The sequence below is a fragment of the Asanoa hainanensis genome, assembly GCF_900188485.1.
Lineage (GTDB): Bacteria > Actinomycetota > Actinomycetes > Mycobacteriales > Micromonosporaceae > Asanoa > Asanoa hainanensis.
On the sequence record NZ_FZPH01000007.1, the window covers coordinates 181172 to 196902 of the forward strand.

At 70.6% G+C, this 15731-nt stretch carries 15 protein-coding genes; 8 read left to right on the plus strand and 7 right to left on the minus strand.

Annotated elements, in window-relative coordinates; translation table 11 throughout:
• Window positions 1–105: 105 nt before the first annotated feature.
• From CHC05_RS19185 to CHC05_RS19210, 6 genes are all read left to right on the plus strand, one after another.
• Window positions 106–2544, plus strand: a complete 2439-nt coding sequence (locus CHC05_RS19185) for a family 20 glycosylhydrolase (RefSeq protein ID WP_089250713.1) — start codon at window positions 106–108, stop codon at window positions 2542–2544.
• Window positions 2545–2564: 20 nt separating this feature from the next.
• Window positions 2565–3416: a leucine-rich repeat domain-containing protein gene (locus CHC05_RS19190; RefSeq protein ID WP_089250715.1), complete on the plus strand. Its 852-nt coding sequence runs from the start codon at window positions 2565–2567 to the stop codon at window positions 3414–3416.
• 103 nt (window positions 3417–3519) lie between these two features.
• A complete protein-coding gene (locus CHC05_RS19195) occupies window positions 3520–3807 on the plus strand; it encodes a hypothetical protein (RefSeq protein ID WP_089250717.1) in 288 nt (95 codons plus the stop codon).
• Window positions 3804–5204, plus strand: a complete 1401-nt coding sequence (locus tag CHC05_RS19200; protein WP_089250719.1) for a hypothetical protein — start codon at window positions 3804–3806, stop codon at window positions 5202–5204. The genes CHC05_RS19195 and CHC05_RS19200 overlap by 4 nt, the downstream gene beginning before the upstream one ends.
• A complete protein-coding gene (locus CHC05_RS19205; RefSeq protein WP_089250721.1) occupies window positions 5188–5730 on the plus strand; it encodes a hypothetical protein in 543 nt (180 codons plus the stop codon). Before CHC05_RS19200 ends, CHC05_RS19205 begins: the two co-directional genes overlap by 17 nt.
• Window positions 5727–5945, plus strand: coding sequence for a hypothetical protein (locus CHC05_RS19210; protein WP_218824597.1), 219 nt, complete (start codon window positions 5727–5729; stop codon window positions 5943–5945). The genes CHC05_RS19205 and CHC05_RS19210 overlap by 4 nt, the downstream gene beginning before the upstream one ends.
• 38 nt (window positions 5946–5983) lie before the next feature.
• Here the strand turns inward: CHC05_RS19210 and CHC05_RS19215 are convergent, their stop codons facing one another.
• Window positions 5984–6754: an SDR family NAD(P)-dependent oxidoreductase gene (locus CHC05_RS19215; RefSeq protein WP_089250725.1), complete on the minus strand. Its 771-nt coding sequence runs from the start codon at window positions 6752–6754 to the stop codon at window positions 5984–5986.
• Window positions 6755–6866: 112 nt separating this feature from the next.
• Window positions 6867–7451, minus strand: a complete 585-nt coding sequence (locus CHC05_RS19220) for a TetR/AcrR family transcriptional regulator (protein WP_089250727.1) — start codon at window positions 7449–7451, stop codon at window positions 6867–6869.
• Window positions 7452–7558: 107 nt separating this feature from the next.
• Here CHC05_RS19220 and CHC05_RS19225 point away from each other — a divergent pair, with 107 nt between their 5' ends.
• Window positions 7559–7744, plus strand: coding sequence for a hypothetical protein (locus CHC05_RS19225; RefSeq protein ID WP_144022671.1), 186 nt, complete (start codon window positions 7559–7561; stop codon window positions 7742–7744).
• A gap of 5 nt (window positions 7745–7749) precedes the next feature.
• Here the strand turns inward: CHC05_RS19225 and CHC05_RS19230 are convergent, their stop codons facing one another.
• On the minus strand, window positions 7750–8460 hold the full coding sequence (locus tag CHC05_RS19230) for an SDR family oxidoreductase (RefSeq protein ID WP_089250731.1): 711 nt from the start codon (window positions 8458–8460) through the stop codon (window positions 7750–7752).
• A 58-nt stretch (window positions 8461–8518) separates the two neighbouring features.
• On the opposite strand from CHC05_RS19230, the gene CHC05_RS19235 reads away from it, so the two are divergent.
• On the plus strand, window positions 8519–8935 hold the full coding sequence (locus CHC05_RS19235; RefSeq protein ID WP_089250733.1) for a MerR family transcriptional regulator: 417 nt from the start codon (window positions 8519–8521) through the stop codon (window positions 8933–8935).
• On the opposite strand, the gene CHC05_RS19240 is transcribed toward CHC05_RS19235, so the two are convergent.
• The 4 genes from CHC05_RS19240 to CHC05_RS43070 all read right to left on the minus strand — a co-directional run bounded on the left by CHC05_RS19240 (window position 8877) and on the right by CHC05_RS43070 (window position 15626).
• Complete coding sequence (locus CHC05_RS19240; RefSeq protein ID WP_089250735.1) at window positions 8877–10076, minus strand: PQQ-dependent sugar dehydrogenase; 1200 nt, start codon at window positions 10074–10076, stop codon at window positions 8877–8879. The two genes, CHC05_RS19235 and CHC05_RS19240, sit on opposite strands and share 59 nt — an antisense overlap.
• 75 nt (window positions 10077–10151) lie before the next feature.
• The gene (gene mraY, locus CHC05_RS19245; protein WP_089250737.1) at window positions 10152–11255 is read right to left on the minus strand and encodes a phospho-N-acetylmuramoyl-pentapeptide-transferase; all 1104 of its coding nucleotides are present in this window, start codon (window positions 11253–11255) and stop codon (window positions 10152–10154) included.
• Window positions 11252–11824 carry a DinB family protein gene (locus CHC05_RS19250; RefSeq protein WP_089251059.1) on the minus strand — a complete coding sequence of 191 codons (573 nt, stop codon included), beginning with the start codon at window positions 11822–11824 and terminating at the stop codon, window positions 11252–11254. The genes mraY and CHC05_RS19250 overlap by 4 nt, the downstream gene beginning before the upstream one ends.
• Window positions 11825–11924: 100 nt before the next feature.
• On the minus strand, window positions 11925–15626 hold the full coding sequence (locus CHC05_RS43070; protein WP_179266269.1) for a S8 family serine peptidase: 3702 nt from the start codon (window positions 15624–15626) through the stop codon (window positions 11925–11927).
• Between the last annotated feature and the right edge of the window lie 105 nt (window positions 15627–15731).

Here is a 15731-nt window from a genome sequence, read left to right on the forward strand (position 1 = left end):
ACAAACCCTACGGGGTCACGTTCTGTAAGGACTCTTTACGATAGCTGGCTTCCGCGCCTACCATCAACGGACGTTGATCGCTTGCCCGGAGCACGGAGGTCTGACATGCGGACGCCGAACACGACCGGGGGTACGCGAACCAGACGGCGGCTCGGATCGATCGCGCTGGTCGTCACCCTCGCGATCCAGGCGGCCGGTCAGGTGGCCACCCCGGCGCTGGCGGACACCTCACCGGTCACCGCGTCGCAGCTCGTGCCGGTCCCGGCCAACATGGAGGCCGTACCCGGGGAGACCTTCGTCGTCGGGCCGACCACCAGGATCGTGGGCGCCGAGGAGACGCGGGCGGTCGCGGACGCGCTCGCCGCGACCATGCGGGCCTCGACCGGCTATCCGCTGCCCGTGTCGGCGGCCGCGCCGCAACCCGGTGACATCGCGCTGAGCCTGACCGACGCCGCCGACGCCGCGGACCTCGGTGACGAGGGCTACCGGCTCGACGTCTCGAGCACCGGCATCCGCATCGAGGCGCGGCGGCCGGCCGGGCTCTTCTACGGCATGCACACCCTGCGCCAGCTGCTCCCGCCCTGGATCGACAGCCCGACCGTGCGGCCCGGCCCGTGGACGGTGTCCGGCGTAAGGATCACCGACACGCCCCGGTACGCGTACCGCGGCATGATGCTCGACATCGCCCGGCACTTCCAGCCGCCGGCGGTGGTCAAGCGGGTCATCGACCAGGCGTCCGCGTACAAGCTGAATGTCTTGCACCTGCACGTCAGCGACGATCAAGGGTTCCGGATCGCGATCAACGGCCGGCCCGAGCTCACGACCATCGGCGGCCAGTTCTCGATCAACAACGACCCGGGCGGGTTCTGGACCCAGGCCGAGTACGTCGACGTCGTCAACTACGCGGCCGCGCGCTTCATGACCGTCATCCCGGAGGTGGACTCGCCGGGACACACCAACGCGATTGTCATGTCGTACGCGGGGCCCGAGGCGAACCCGGTGCTGCCCGACGTCAACTGCACCCGCAACAACCCACCACAGTGGAACCTGACCGGAGCGGTCGGCTACAGCGCGCTGTGCCCCGAGAGCCCCAACACCTGGGCGATCCTGACCGACATCGTCAACCAGCTCAGCGCGATGACACCCGGACCCTACTACCACCTCGGTGGTGACGAGGTGCCGACGTCCACACTGTCCAGTGCCCGCTACGTCAGCTTCGTCGACCAGGAAGCACAGATCGTCAAGGCGCAGAACAAGGTCGTCATGGGCTGGGCCGAGATCTCACAGGCGAACTTCGGCCAACCTGACTCGCCAGCTGCCGTCGCCCAGTTCTGGAACAACGGGAACCCGGCCGGCTCCGGCGGCGACACAGCCCGGCGGGCCGTGCAGAAGGGTATGAAGGTCGTGATGTCGCCGGCCAACCACACGTACCTGGACATGCAACAGTTCGTCGGCAGCCCCCTCGGGCTCAGCTGGGCCGGCCGCCTGGACGTCTCGCAGTTCTACAACTGGTCCGGCACCAGCAGCGACCCGGCGACCTACATCCCGGCCCGCACCACCGGCGGCGTCACCCTGCCGGCGGTGACCGACGCGGACATCCTCGGCGTCGAGGCGGCGTTGTGGTCCGAGACCCTGCGCACCGTCGACGACATCGGTTTCCAGATGTTCCCGCGCCTGCCGGCGACCGCGGAGATCGGCTGGTCGCCGCAGGTCCACCCCGACCGCAACCTGGCGTCGTTCGTCAGCCGCGTGGCCGGGCACGGACTGCGGTGGCAGCTGCAGGGCCAGAACTTCTACCCGTCACCGCAGGTGCCGTGGGGCATCGACGTGGCGGCGCCGTCCCGCGCTGTCGACGTGCGGACCGTCGCGGGCGAGATCGCCTCCGTGTCGGCTCCGGGCGCGATGCTGGAGCAGGTCTCCGCGACGGTCGACTGGGGTGACGGCACGAGCTCGCCGGCGACCCTGAGCGGCACGGCGGGCACGAACAAGACCGCCAACGGCATCTACTCGGCTACGGGGAGCCACACGTACGGGCGCAACGGCGTCTACCAGGCGACGATCACGGCCACCCGGCCGACCGGCACCGCGACCGCGGGGTTCACGGTCGTCGTGGACACCTGCACCGCGACGGTCACGGGCACCCACCCCGGCCCGCTGGTCGTGGGCGCCGGGGTCACCTGCCTGGCCCCGGGTGCCACGGTGTCCGGGCCGGTGACTGTCCGGACGGGCGGCTCGCTGATCGCCACGGGCGCCTCGATCCAGGGCCCGGTGAGCGCGGCCGGCGCGACCTTGGTCGAGCTGATCGGCGGCTCGGTCAGCGGACCGGTCAGCCTCACGGGCACCACCGGCGAGATCGAGGTCGAGGGGGTACGGATCAGCGGCCCACTCACCGTGACCGGCGCGAACGTCGCGGCGGCACCCGTGCTCGCCGGCAACACCGTCAACGGTCCACTGTCCTGCGCGGGCAACACCCCCGCCCCGGTCAACAACGGCCAGCCGAACACGGTCCGAGGGCCCGCGACCGGGCAATGCAAGGGTCTCTGACCCGGTCGTACGATTCCGCGATGCGCCTGTCAGTCAAGGAGCGTGACGGGTTCCGGGTGCTCCTGCTCGGTCCGGAGGGATGGACCGAGCAGGCCGCGGCCCGCTACGCCGCCGACGGCTGTGACGGTGTGGTCCTGACGGGGCGCCCGACGGATCGACCGTTGCGGGATCTGGACTTCGTGCGGTCGCTTCAGGGGTTACGGTCGTTCGCGGTCGGGGCGACGCCGGTCAAAGACGTGTCCGCGTTGTTCGACAAGCCGGAGCTGGAAGACGTCGGGTTCGGGCTCAACGTCCCTCACCTCCGCGGGATCGGGCGGTTGACCCGGCTGCGGGCGTTCGCCGGCCCCTTCCGCCCGGGCATCGAGGAGCTGGCGGGCGTCCGCGGCCTGGAGACGCTCTCGATCGAGGAGTGGCCCAGGAACACCCACCTCGACGTGATCGGCCGTCATCCCACGGTGACGCGGTTGTGGCTGCACCTGCGGCGCGGCGCCGACCTCGCCGGCTCGTTAACCATGGCGTTTCCCGCCTTGACGAGTTTGTCGCTCTACTTCGGACGCCTGGCCGAACCCGACGGCCTGCGGGGTCTGCATGGGCTGCGGGAGCTGCGGTTCGCTGGCACCAAGGTCGCCGACCTCGGTTTCGTCGCCGGTCTCCCTGAGCTGCGCTCGCTGGAACTGGACGGCAGCGGTGACGTCGCGAGCGTGCGCCCGCTGGCCGACCACCCGCGACTCGAAGAGCTGTTCGTCATCGGTGACACGACGATCGTCGACGGTGACCTCGACCCGCTGCTTCGGCTGCCCGCGGTGCGGGTGCTGGCCGTCGAACGCGGACGCTCCCACTACAACCGCTCGCTGGTCTCCGTACGAAGATGATCGTAATCGGCGGCGGTAGCCGGCGCAGTGTGAGTCTGGGCCCTTGCGGACCGTTAGTACGGTGCCGGATGATGACCAACGCAGAAGGTGGTGGTCACGGGCTGTGAGCGGATTCGACGTTCAGATCGCTCAACTGCGGAGTGCGGCCAAGGCGGCCGGGTCCGCCGCCGACCAGGCCAGGGTCGTGGAGCCCGGCACCGGCCTCGAAGCGATCGCGACGGCGTTGCCGGGCGGGGTCGCGGCCGCGAGCGCGCCTGCGCTGGCGTCGACGTTCAACCAGCGCGGGCAGGCGTGGGCCGGCGAGATCGACACGTGGAGCGAGCGGGTCACCGCGAACGCGGACGCGTACGCCGCGAATGAGGACGATGCGAAGGCGGCTTTCGGGGGATGACTGTCGGCTACGACGACGTGCGCAAGTGGGACGCTGCGGCGCTCGACAAGTCCGCCGACGGGCTGCGGGGCCGGCGGGACAAGCTCGTCGGGCTGCAGGACGAGCTCGACGACGCCCGCAGGCTGCCTGATTGGAAGGGCGTCGCGGGGGAGGGTGCGCGTAACTCGCTCGGAGTGACGCGTAACAACGCCGAGGTGCTCGTCGCCGAGCTGTCCGCGGTCGAAAAAGCGCTGCGCACCGCGTCGGACGACGTGACCCCCCTCAAGAGCCGGGTCGCCAACAACGACTCTCTCGCCGCGACCTACCAGTTCAGCATCGCCGCCGACGGCTCCATCGTGGACATCAAGCCTCCCGACCCGCCGCCACGCTCGCGGTTCGAGGCCGAGGAGCGCCTTGAGGCCCAGCGCTACCGCCAGGGCATCGCCCGGCAGCTGCAGCAGGAGACCAAGGCGATCCTCACCGCGGCCACCAACATCGACGACGCCCTGGCCCAGGTGATGCGGCTCGCGCAGGACCGCAAGATCAGCGACCACGACGCGACCACCCTGGCCGGCGCCCGCAAGGGTGGGGAGCTCGACGCCGGGGTGTCCGAGATGGAGGAGGCGCTGCGCGACGCCGGGCTGCTGACCGGGCCCGCCGCGTCCGGTCACTACCGGCAATGGCTCGAGAACGCCGTGCTGCGGGGCGTACCGGTCGAGACGATCGTGAAGATGGCCGCCGACCACCACATCAAGCCGGAGGACTTCGCGATCCTCGACCGGCTGGAGGAGATCCGCGAGGACGAGGACCACAACGGGATCTACAAGTCGTACTTCCTCATGCCCACCGACATCAGCGGCGACGACGCGGCCAAGGCCGTGCGGATGACCTACATCCTGAACGCGGGCACCGACTACGGCACCGAGGGCGAGGCGACCGACTTCGCGCCGACCCCGTACGGGTCCGACGAGCTGCGGCGCATCACCGAGCGGCAGCAGGCGAACGACTGGAGCTACGACGACGACGTGGGGTTCGTGCACGACAACGGTGGGCGGCTGGTCACCACGCCGAACGGGATGATGATGGGCCTGGGCGGCAACCTGATCCAGGACCAGTTCAGCCAGCGCGGCGGTACGACCTGGGGCGACACGTTCATGCTGAACATCGACGACACGAAGGATCCCGCGCAGCAGCTCCGCGATGTGGCGTCGTCTGGCACCTCCTGGTACGAAGAGGACGGCCAGACGAAGCAAGGCACGCTGGACATGGACCGGCTGCTGCACCACGAGGAGCGCCACTCCCAGCAATGGGCGCAGGAGGGCTACACCGGCTTCCTCGCCTCGTACGTGTGGGAGTCGGTCACCGGCGGCAACGAGACCGAGGAAGACGCGGGGCTTTCCGATGGCGGATATCGCTAGATGGCTGCGCGTCGCCTGCGCCGCGATCCTGGTGGCGGGGGCGACGGCAGCCTGTGACACCAAGTCGCAGTTCGCGCCCTCGCTGCCGGTGGAGGCCGGGTTCCGCGTCGACGACGGCGTCCTGAAGCTGTGGACGGGCACCCCGTGCGAGGGCGTCGTCGGCCTGAGGTTGATCTTCGACACCGGCACGCAGCAGACCACCGAGCAGGCGTGGACCGCGCCGAAGCCGGGCGTGCTGGTGGAGCGCATGGACCTGCTGGGAGGTGCGCCGGACACCGGCGGACTCCAGGTCCAGAAACCGCTGCCCGCGGACTACGACTGGACCAAGGCGGAGTCCCTCAACTTCTCCGTCGACGGCCCGAAGGCGTTCGGTGCCCGGATCGACGTCGCCCAGGTGCTGCGCGAGTCCGCCGAGCACCCGTCCGGCAGCTACCTGTTCGGCGAACGCGGCTGGATGGACGAGTCGGACGTGCGACGCGAGAACACGAAGTCGTTCCTGACGGTCTGCACCCCGGACCCCGGGTGATGGCCGTCCTCCGCTACCTCGTGCTCGGCGCGTTCGCCTGCACCACCGCGGTGATCGCGCTGCTCGTCGTCGTGGCGGTGCTCAGCGCCACCGGCGCGTCGTCCGATCCGCACGGGTACGCGATGATCGGCGGAATCCTGTTCGCGGCGGTCCTGACACCGGTCGCGGTCGCGCTGTGGCTGCTGCACCGGTCGATGCGACGACGCGGCCGTTGAACGTCCCGGAACGAGCAGGACCTTCCCCGACGGGTTGACTACCAGTCCAGCGCGGCGGCCAGGAACGGTGCGTGGTCGGGCGCCGCCTTGCGGGCCGCCAACGTCGTCGTGGCGCTCACGCCGACCGGGATCCGGAACGGTGCCGTGCCGCCTTGCTCGATCGTCGCGGCCACCGCGTCGGCGACGTCCTCGACCGAGACCGGGCTGGCGCGAAACGGTCCGATCTTGTCCAGCAGGGGTCGGTAGGGGCTGTCCTCGTCGAGGTACACCTTGGCGAGCTCCGCACCGCCGGAGGTCACCCCGGGCGGCTGCACCACGTGCACGGACACGCCGAAGTGGCCGGCCTCGATGGCGATGGCCTCCGCGAACGCCTCCAGCGCGTGCTTGGTCGCGCCGTAGGCGCCGATCAGCGGAATGACCAGCCGACCCTGGATGCTCGACATGAAGACGAGCTGCCCCGATCCGCGCTCGCGCATCTGCGGCAGCACAGCCTGGGCGACCCGTAGGGCACCGAACGCGTTCAGCTCGAACAACTCCCGCAACGCGTCGAGGGGAATCGACTCGAGCGGGGCCCGTACGGTCGCGCCGGCGTTGCTGAGCAGCACGTCGACGCGGCCGGCCTGGGCGATCGCGGCGTCCACCGAGTCCTGGTCGGTGACGTCGAGCCGCAGCTTCACCGCGGCGGGAAGGTCGTCGAGAGTGGACAGATCGCGGGCCGTCGCGATGACCTCGTGGCCACCGGCGGCCAGTGCGATCGCGCTGCCCCTGCCGATGCCACGCGATGCTCCGGTGATCAGTACCCGTGCCATGGATTGTGGTCCTTTCCTGGTGGCGCAGCCCGGGAGGGCGGCCTGTTTTCCGTAACTATGTATGACGACCGGCATAGTTCGCCGGCATGCGAAAGGCCGCCGACGGCGGGTGTCAGTGACGCGAGCCGCCGGCCGCGAGACTGACCAGGGCGGCTCGCACGGCGTCGAACGGAGTCGGGCTCCGCAGGGCGCGGGCGGTGACCAACGCGCCCTCGACGCCGGCGATCACCGCGTCGGCCAGCACGCGCGCCTCGGGCTGGTCGAGGCCGAGCACGATGAAGTGGAACGCGAGCCGGTCGATCATCTGCGCGAACGCGCGCCGACTCGTCTCGCCCATCTCGGCGGAGTCGCGAGCGGCCCCGTCGACCACCAGCGGCGCGATGCCGCAGCCGCGGGCATAGTCGCTGGCGACCATCCCGTCGCGGGCCAGCCCGAGATAGCGCTCGACCAGCTCGCCGGCCGAGCGGGCCTGTTCGGCGGCCTGGTCGATGACGACGACCTGGTCGTGGGCGTGCGCCTCGGCGGCCGCCATCGCCAACTGTGCCTTGCCGCCGGGAAAGTGGAAGTACACCGAGCCGCGTGGTGCCTCGCTGAGCGCGAGCACATCGGAGAAGGCCGTCGCCTCGTAGCCCCGCTGCCGGATGAGCTGCTTGGCCGCCTCGACCATCTTGTGCTTGGCGTCCGACCGACGAGCCACGGTCCCACCCCGCCTTCCCTCGTGCTGAGCACCTCGTCCCGAGTATGTATGCCGGCCGGCATAGTCGCAAAGTGACGGGCACCATAGGCCGTGGTTCAATGCTCGGCATGATCCTGCGGCGTGCCCTGGCCGTCCTCCTGCTGCTGGTCGCCCTCGTGGCGCTGGCCGTCTCGCGCGCCTCCCACTACAGCGACGACCTCTCGGACTCCGCGAAGTCCGGTATCGCTGTCGGTGCCGCGGTGTGCGTCCTGGCCGCGGTGCGGTTCTGGCTGCGCAAGGCCCCGGAGCAGTAAAAGGGTCAGCCGAACAGGGCCGCCTGGACGTCGGCGTAGAAGGTCGCCGGGTCGCCGGCGAGGGCGGCCTTGACCTTCGCGGTGACCGGGTCGCCGATGACTTCGAGTTGGCCCGCCTCGAGACCGTCCAGGGCCAGGGCCACCACGGTGGCCGGCGGGAGCTTCGGGATGTCGTACGCGGCCATCATGTCGGTGTCGGCTATCGCCAGGGCCAGCGCGGTGACCTGGGTCTTCTGCTCGGCGAGCTCGACCCGCACGCCGTTGGTCAGGGACCACTGCGCCGCCTTGGCCGCCGCGTAGCCGTTGCTGTGCGCCCCGTAGACGTACCAGGACAGCGCCGAGATCACGTTGAGGATCGCGCCGCCGGCCAGCCGCGGCGCGAAAGCCCGCGTCACGTTGAGGGTGCCCCAGAAGTGCGTGTCGAACTCGCGGCGCACGTTGTCGAGGCTGTCGCCCAGCAGCGGCGCCGGGGTCGAGATACCGGCGTTGTTGATCAGGATGTCCAGCTCGCCGACCTCGGCGGCGGCCGCCTCGATGGAGGCCGCGTCGGTGATGTCCAGCCGCAACGGGATGACGCCGGGCGTGGAGACGAGCTCGGGGCGGCGGGCGGTGGCGTACACGGTGGTGGCGCCGCGGGCGACGAGGGCCTCGACGAACGCCTTGCCCAGGCCGCGGTTGGCGCCGGTGACGAGTGCGGTGGCTCCGGTGATCTGCATGCGGTTACGCTAAAACCTGACGCTGACGTCAGAGGCAAAGGTGCGAGACGGGGGTCACATGCGGATCGGCGATCTGGCGGCGCGGGCCGCGGTGAGTGTCCGGGCCCTGCGCTACTACGAGGAGCAGGGGCTGCTGGCCTCGACCCGCAGCGTTAGCGGGCAACGGCTTTACACCGAGACCGCGGTGGAGCGGGTCACACTGATCCAGTCGCTGTACGGCGCCGGGCTCTCCAGCAGGACGATCGCCGACCTGTTGCCGTGTGTCGACGCCCAGGTCAGCACGCCGGAGTCGCGGGCCGTGCTGGCGGCCGAGCGCGAGCGCATCGACCGCCAGATCGCCGAGTTGACGCTGACCCGGGCCAAGCTCGACGCCATCATCGAGCAGACCTCGCGCCCGCATCCGCGGTGTGACTACGTCACGGAGCCGGGACCCGCTCGAACCGCACCCGGCTCAGGAAGCCCGGCAGGTCGCTGAGCACGTAGAGCTCGCCGCGCGCGTCCGTGCCGATCGCGCTCGGCTGGGTGGGGAAGTAGCCGATGACCGCGGACTCGTAGCCGCCCTGGGGCTTGGGGCGCACGGCGAAGACCCGGGTCGAGCAGTAGTCGGCCGCGACGTACGTGCCGCGTGCGTCGGGCGTGCGGGACCCTCGGTACACCACGCCGCCGGTCACCGCGCAGTTGTCGTTGTAGTGGTCGTACTCGAAGACCGGGTCGGTGTACCGTCCGCCCGGCCGGCACTGCTGCGGGTCGAACACCGGGGTGCCCTCGCGGCACGACCAGCCGAGGTTCGCCCCACCCTGCCACGGGCGGATGTGGTTGACCTCCTCGACCAGGCCCTGGCCGACGTCACCGATCCACAGCGAGCCGTCGGCCTGGTCGACCGAGAACCGCCACGGGTTGCGCAACCCGTAGAGCCAGATCTCCGGCCGGGCGCCCGGCGTACGCACGAACGGGTTGTCGGCGGGCACGCAGTAGGGCTTCAGGCCGCAGCCGCGGTTGACGTCGATCCGCAGGATCTTGCCGAGCAGGGTGCCGAGGTTCTGACCGGCTTTGAACGGGTCGTACGCGTGCCCGCCGTCGCCCAGGGACCAGTAGAGGTAGCCGTCGCGGCCGAACGCCACCTGCCCGCCGTTGTGGTTGCCGTACTCGGCGTGCTCCTGGGTCAGCAGCACCTGGAGCCGCTCGGGTGCGCCGAGCCGCACGCGGGCCAGGGTCAGCGCGCCGGCCGGCAGGCTCGTGTACGCCACGTACAGCATCCCGGTCCACGCGAAGTTCGGTGCGGGGGTGATGCCGAGCAGGCCGCGCTCGTTGTCGGAGGTGTCGATCCGGGCGGTCAGGTCGAGGACCGGCTCGGCCGCCAAACCGGTGTCGGGGTGGTAGGCGCGGACGGTGCCGTCCTTCTCCGCGATCAGCATCCGGCCGTCCGGGAGCCCGGTGATCGCGATGGGCCGCTGCAGGCCGTACGCCACCTGTTCGGACACGACCGTCAGCTCGGTCAGCGGCACGGCGCGGGCGGGGGACGCGGCGCCGGCCGCTGACAGTGACAGGGACGCGGAGAGGACCAGAACAAGCAGGCTGGCCAGCAGGGTGACCGGGCGGCGACGCCGTCGCGACATGGTGGCTCCTCGATGCGGAGTGGGTGTGGGAGCGTTCCCACCATACATCGATTCTCGCCAATATCAAGGGTGGTGTCAGCCGTTGGCCGCCAGGAAGTCCGAGTAGAAGAGGCCGAGGCCGATCGCCACACAGACGCCGGCCACGATCCAGAACCGGATCACGATGTTGATCTCGCTCCAGCCGCCGAGCTCGAAGTGGTGGTGCAACGGCACCATCCGGAAGACCCGTCTGCCGGTGGTCCGGAAGGAGACGATCTGGATCACCCAGGTGGTCGTGATCAGGACGAAGAGCCCGCCGATGATGATCGCGAGCAGCGTCGTACGGGTCGCGACCGCGAGCCCGCCGATCAGGCCGCCGAGCCCCAGCGCGCCCACGTCACCCATGAAGATCCGCGCCGGGGACGTGTTCCACCACAGGAACCCCAGACAGGCCGCGGACCCCGCAGCGGCGATCATGGCGATCTCCAGCGGATCCCGGACCTGGTAGCAGTACTCGTTCGCCCGGGCGTACGTGTCGTCGGCGCACCAGTGCCGGTACTGCCAGTAGCCGATGATCGCGTACGCGCCGAGCACCAGGGTCGACGCCCCCGTGGCCAGGCCGTCGAGGCCGTCGGTGAGGTTCACGCCGTTCGACATCGCCGTGATCACGAAGACGAACACGAGCACCGAGCCGACCTTGCCGACGTCGAGCCAGCTGATGTCACGGAACAGCGAGATGTGCTCGCTGGCCACGGTCTGACCGTTGGAGCTGGCCACGTAGAGCGCGGCGACGCCGAACCCACCGGCGACGAGCGCCTGGCCGAGCAGCTTGCCCCTGGCGGACAGCCCGTCGGAGTTGCGGCGGCGCACCTTGAGGAAGTCGTCGAAGAAGCCGACCACGCCGCAGAAGACGAACAGCCCGAGCAGGACCAGGGCCGTCATCGTCGGCCCCCGCTGCGCGATCTGCCGCTCGGGCAGGGTGGTCAGGGCGAGGTGCCCGGCGACGTACGCGAAGACGGTCGCGATGATGAACGCGACGCCCCCCATCGTCGGGGTGCCCTTCTTGCCCTGGTTGCTGGCGAGCCCGATGGACCGGATCGGCTGGCCGGCCTTGAGCGCGGTGAACACCCGAATCGCCACGGGCGTGCCGAACAACGAGATGAGAAACGCGACCGCGGCCGCGGCGATGACCGCCTTCACGACCGGGCCGCTTCCTGAGCCGCCCGCTCGACCATCGCCCAGTACGACTCCCGGGCCGCCGGATCGATCGGCTCCTCGTACTCGGGCGCCACCCCGGTGCGTCCGTCGAGCTGCTCACGCAGGATGTCGGCGTGCCCGGCATGCCGGGTCGTCTCCTGGAGCACGTGGACGACGATGGTGAACAGCGTGACGTCAGGCCGCGACCACCACGGCACGTGGCCGGGCGCGTCGACCGGAAGCTCGTCGATCGTCGCGTCCGCGTGCGCACAGGCACGCTGGTAGAAGTCGACGACCTGCGCGCGGGTCTCGCCGGGGGTCACCCACAGGTCGCTGCCGTCCGCGTCCTGCCAGCGCCCCAACGACTGCGGGAAGGGGCGGCCGAAGACCTCACCGAAATACCAGGCCTCCAGGGTCGCCAGGTGCTTGACCAGGCCGAGGAGGTTGGTCCCGGTCGCGGTCAGCGGACGCCGCACGTCGTACTCGGACAGGCCGTCAAGCTTCCAGACCAGCGTCTGACGCATCGACCGGAGCCGGTCGTGCAGATGGTCCTTCGGGAGATCATCGATCACGGGACCCGAGCTTGCCATCTGGCACCAAGTGGATCAGCAGTGGCCCTCACTTCGAACCGGCACGGCGCCCTCCGGAGGGAGAGCGCCGTGCCGGTGACCGTTATCGCCAGGGTTCGAAGTAGGCGACCGTCGTCATGTCGACCTCGACTCCCGTGTCGAAGCTGCCGGCCGTCGTGCTCTGGCCGGTCACGTACATCCGGACGCCGTCCTTGCCCGCCGCCATTGCGATCGCGTGCGCGCTGTCGGACGCGCCGACCAGGCCCTCGTACCTGCCCAGCCACCGTTGCCGGCCGGTGGCCGTGTCGTACGCGATCGTCACGTAGTCCGTGCCGGCGTCGCTGTCGGCGCTGGTGCCGGTGATCACGACCTTGCTGCCGTCCGGCGTGACCGCGATGCCCCACGAGGTGTCGTCGTAGTGGGCCTTGCCGTCGTACCGCTGTGTCCACAGTCGACGCCCGCTGGACTGGTCGTAGGCGATCGTCGTCAGGTCGAACCGGGTGCCGTCGCCTTCGGTGTTGCCGGTCACGTAGACCCGACCGCCGGCAACCGTGATGGCGTACGGGTTGTCGGTCGCGTGACCCGGTCCGTCGTAGGAGTCCGTCCACCGCACGGCGCCAGTGCGCGTGTCGTACGCCACCGTCGTGAGGTCGACCGACTGGACACTGCTGGCGCCGGTCACGACCAGCGACCGGCCGTCGGCCGTCACTGCCATCGCGGACGGCATGTCATACCCGTGCGTCGCGCCGTCGTACCGGGCCACCCACTTCTGCTTGCCGGTGGCCGTGTCGTAGGCGACCGTGCCCCAGTCGTAGCCGGTCGCCTCCGTGCCCGGGCTCTGGCCGCCGACGAACACCGTCCTGCCGTCCGGGGCCAGGGCGATCATCCGCGCGTCGTCGGTCGCCTTGCCCGGGCCGTCGTAGCGGCTGACCCAGGCCTGCTTGCCGGTGGCGGCGTCGTACGAGGCCGTGAAGAAGTCGTCGATGCCGCCTTCCGCGAGGGTCGTCATGCCGGTGACGTAGACGTGCCGGCCGTCGCGGCTCACCACGACCGCGTTGGACCAGGCCGTGAACGCTTCCGGACCGGTGTACCGCGCCTCCCACCGCTTCGCGCCCGTCGCCGTGTCGTACGCGATGGTGACCGCGTCGTTGCCGGTGTTGTCCGCCGCGGTGACACCGGTGACGTACAGCGTGCGCCCGTCCGGGCTCAGCTTGGTGTCGTTGGGCTCGGCGTAGGTTCCCGCCGGGCCTCCATAGTGGGCGGTCCACAGCTCCTTGCCGGACTTCGGGTCGTAGGCGACCGTCTGGATGCTCAGCGTGTACTGCCCCGGCACCGCCCCGTAGTTGACGCCGGTCACGTATACCCGCTTGCCGCCCGGGTCGGCGACGACCTGCTCTCCGGAGTCCTGCACGCCGGCGACACCGTAGTCCGCGGTCCACGCCTCCGCTACCGGGCGCACCACTAACGGGATCCGCACCTGGTGCTTGCCGTCGCTCCACGTGAGCTGGCCGGACACGTACGCGTTCGTCGGTGCCGTCGTGTGGGTGAGCGTCACTGTGAACGACCCGGTCTGGCCGGGCCGCAGCGTGAGCCGCTTCGGCGACACCTTCACCGACACCCCGGCAAGACCGGAGACCGACGGGGTGTACGTCGCCTTCGCGCGACCGACGTTCGTCACCGACCGGGTCACCTTGCGGGTGCCCGCGAGCCGACCGACGGCGACCGACGGCGTGTTCAGGTCGGCCGTCTTCCCCTTCTTCGCCACGGCGGCGCAGGCACTCGCCGACACGCCCTTCGTGGTGCCGCACAGGAAGGCGGTCCAGTCGTCGGCGCCGCTGTCGTACACCAGGCCCGGGTCCACGGCACTGTTCGGCACCACGTGGCCGGCGCCCTGCGCGAACGGTGCCGCCGGCCCGCCCAGCAGGTCGCGGCCGGTCGTCATCAGCGCCGACTTGACCGCCATCGGCGACCAGTCCGGGTGCCGCTGCATGAGCAGGGCCGCGAGCCCGGCCACGTGCGGCGCCGACATCGACGTGCCGCTCATCAGGTTGAAGTCCAGGCCGCCCTGGCCCGGGGGAGCGACCGCGGCGAGGATGTCCTGACCGGGCGCCGCCAGGTCGGGCTTGAGCAGGTCGCCGCCCGCCGCCGTGGACGGTCCGCGGGAGGAGAAGTCGGCGATGTACGGCGCCGGCGCGTCGTACGCGATCGTCGCCGCCGAGATGGTGGCCGTGGCGTCGGACCCGGCGGCATAGGCACGGATCGCGGCCAGGTTCGCGGCCGGCAGGTGCACCGACGGCACGGAGTGGACGTCGGCGACGATCCCGTCGTCGGCCGGGTCCGTGTTGACCAGGATCATGCCGACGCCGCCGGCCTGCTTGACGGCCAGGCTCTTGTTGACGCGCGGGTTGTTGCCCCGCTCGCAGACGACGATCTTGCCGGCCACCTTGGCGGGGTCGAGCACCGCCTTGCCGCCGTTGTCGACCGCCGCGTAACACAGCTTCACCAGGAAGTCGCTGGCCTTCGGCAGCCCGATCGTGGCCGCGCTGGCATACACCAGCGGCGCCGGGCCCGCCGAGGTGCTCGCGAGCGAGGCACCGGTGTGCGCGACGCCGTTGCCCAGGGTCGCGGCGGCCGTCGTGGCCCGGTTGTGGGTGTCGGCGGCGACCGTCGTCACCCACGGCGACGGGTGCGCGACCGTCGTGGCCGCCGGGCCGCTGTTGCCGGCGGAGGCCGAGACGAACACGCCCGCCTTCGCCGCGGCGAGGAACGCGACCTCCATCGGATCGAGCAGGTCCGACGTCGTCCCCGACACGGAGAAGTTGAGCACGTCGACACCGTCGGCGACGGCCTGGTCGATGGCGGCCACGATGTCGGAGGTGGAGCCCGACGCGGTCGAGCCGTCCTGCGCCGACCACAGCGCCTTGTAGGCGGCGATCCGGGCGCGCGGCGCCATGCCCGTTATCTTGCCGAGCACCGACATCGGCCCGGTGGCCGCCACGCCGTGGTTCCCGCCCGCGGTCGAGGCCGTGTGGGTGCCGTGCCCGTTGTAGTCACGGGGCGAGAGGAACTCCCACGGAAGCTGGCTCTTGACGCCCGCGTCGCCGCCCCACGAGGCGTTGAAGTGCCGCGCGGCCACGATCTTCCCGGCGCAGTCGCCCGCGTCCCACGAGTCGTCGGTCGTCGTCTCGCACGTGCCGTGGAAGTCGGTCAGCGGCGCGTACGCCTTGCCGCCCGCGTCCGGGTTGGCGAAGCTGGCGCTGTCCGGCCAGATGCCGGAGTCGATGACGCCGATGACCAGGCCCTCGCCCGCGTCCTCGGGGCCCTGGAGCTGGTCCCACAGCCCGCCCGGCTGGTCCAGGCCGAGGAAGCCGGCCGTCGAGGAGGTCTGCGTGGTGACCTTCCGGTCCGCGGTGACGGCGACGACGTCGGGCAGCGCGCGCAGCTTCGCCGCCTGGGCCTTGGTCAGGTCCGCCGAGAACCCGTCGAACGAGTAGACGTACGCGCCGCGCTTCTTCGCGCCCACCGTCCGTGCGACCCGGTCCTGCTGGCCCAGCACGTGGTCGGCGTACCGCGTCACGTCCGACGACCGGGGGTTGACCTTCCTGCCGTGACCCGGCCTGGTCGCCGCCATCCCGGCCACACCGCCGTCATAGGCGACGACCGGATCCAGGGCCAGCTGGACGATGTAGGTCTGCTGCTGGTCACCGGCGGGTTCGGCCAGGGCAGGCGCACCGGGCACCTGCACGACCAGTGCGACCGCGACAGCGGCCGGCAGCCACCATCGCGCCCTTGAGAACGTGGACACCACTCACCTCCGCGTACGAGTTCCGCTGACGCTACGGATGGCCGCACGGGGAACCATCCGTACCGCACACGGAAAAATGGCGGTAACCTTTGGCCGACCAGGGTG

Coding starts and splice junctions, on each gene's coding strand:
- CHC05_RS19185 (WP_089250713.1), top strand. CDS start 106: ATGCGGACGCCGAACACGACCGGGGGTACGCGAACCAGACGGCGGCTC.
- CHC05_RS19190 (WP_089250715.1), top strand. CDS start 2,565: ATGCGCCTGTCAGTCAAGGAGCGTGACGGGTTCCGGGTGCTCCTGCTC.
- CHC05_RS19200 (WP_089250719.1), top strand. CDS start 3,804: ATGACTGTCGGCTACGACGACGTGCGCAAGTGGGACGCTGCGGCGCTC.
- CHC05_RS19205 (WP_089250721.1), top strand. CDS start 5,188: ATGGCGGATATCGCTAGATGGCTGCGCGTCGCCTGCGCCGCGATCCTG.
- CHC05_RS19215 (WP_089250725.1), bottom strand. CDS start 6,754: ATGGCACGGGTACTGATCACCGGAGCATCGCGTGGCATCGGCAGGGGC.
- CHC05_RS19225 (WP_144022671.1), top strand. CDS start 7,559: ATGATCCTGCGGCGTGCCCTGGCCGTCCTCCTGCTGCTGGTCGCCCTC.
- CHC05_RS19230 (WP_089250731.1), bottom strand. CDS start 8,460: ATGCAGATCACCGGAGCCACCGCACTCGTCACCGGCGCCAACCGCGGC.
- CHC05_RS19235 (WP_089250733.1), top strand. CDS start 8,519: ATGCGGATCGGCGATCTGGCGGCGCGGGCCGCGGTGAGTGTCCGGGCC.
- CHC05_RS19240 (WP_089250735.1), bottom strand. CDS start 10,076: ATGTCGCGACGGCGTCGCCGCCCGGTCACCCTGCTGGCCAGCCTGCTT.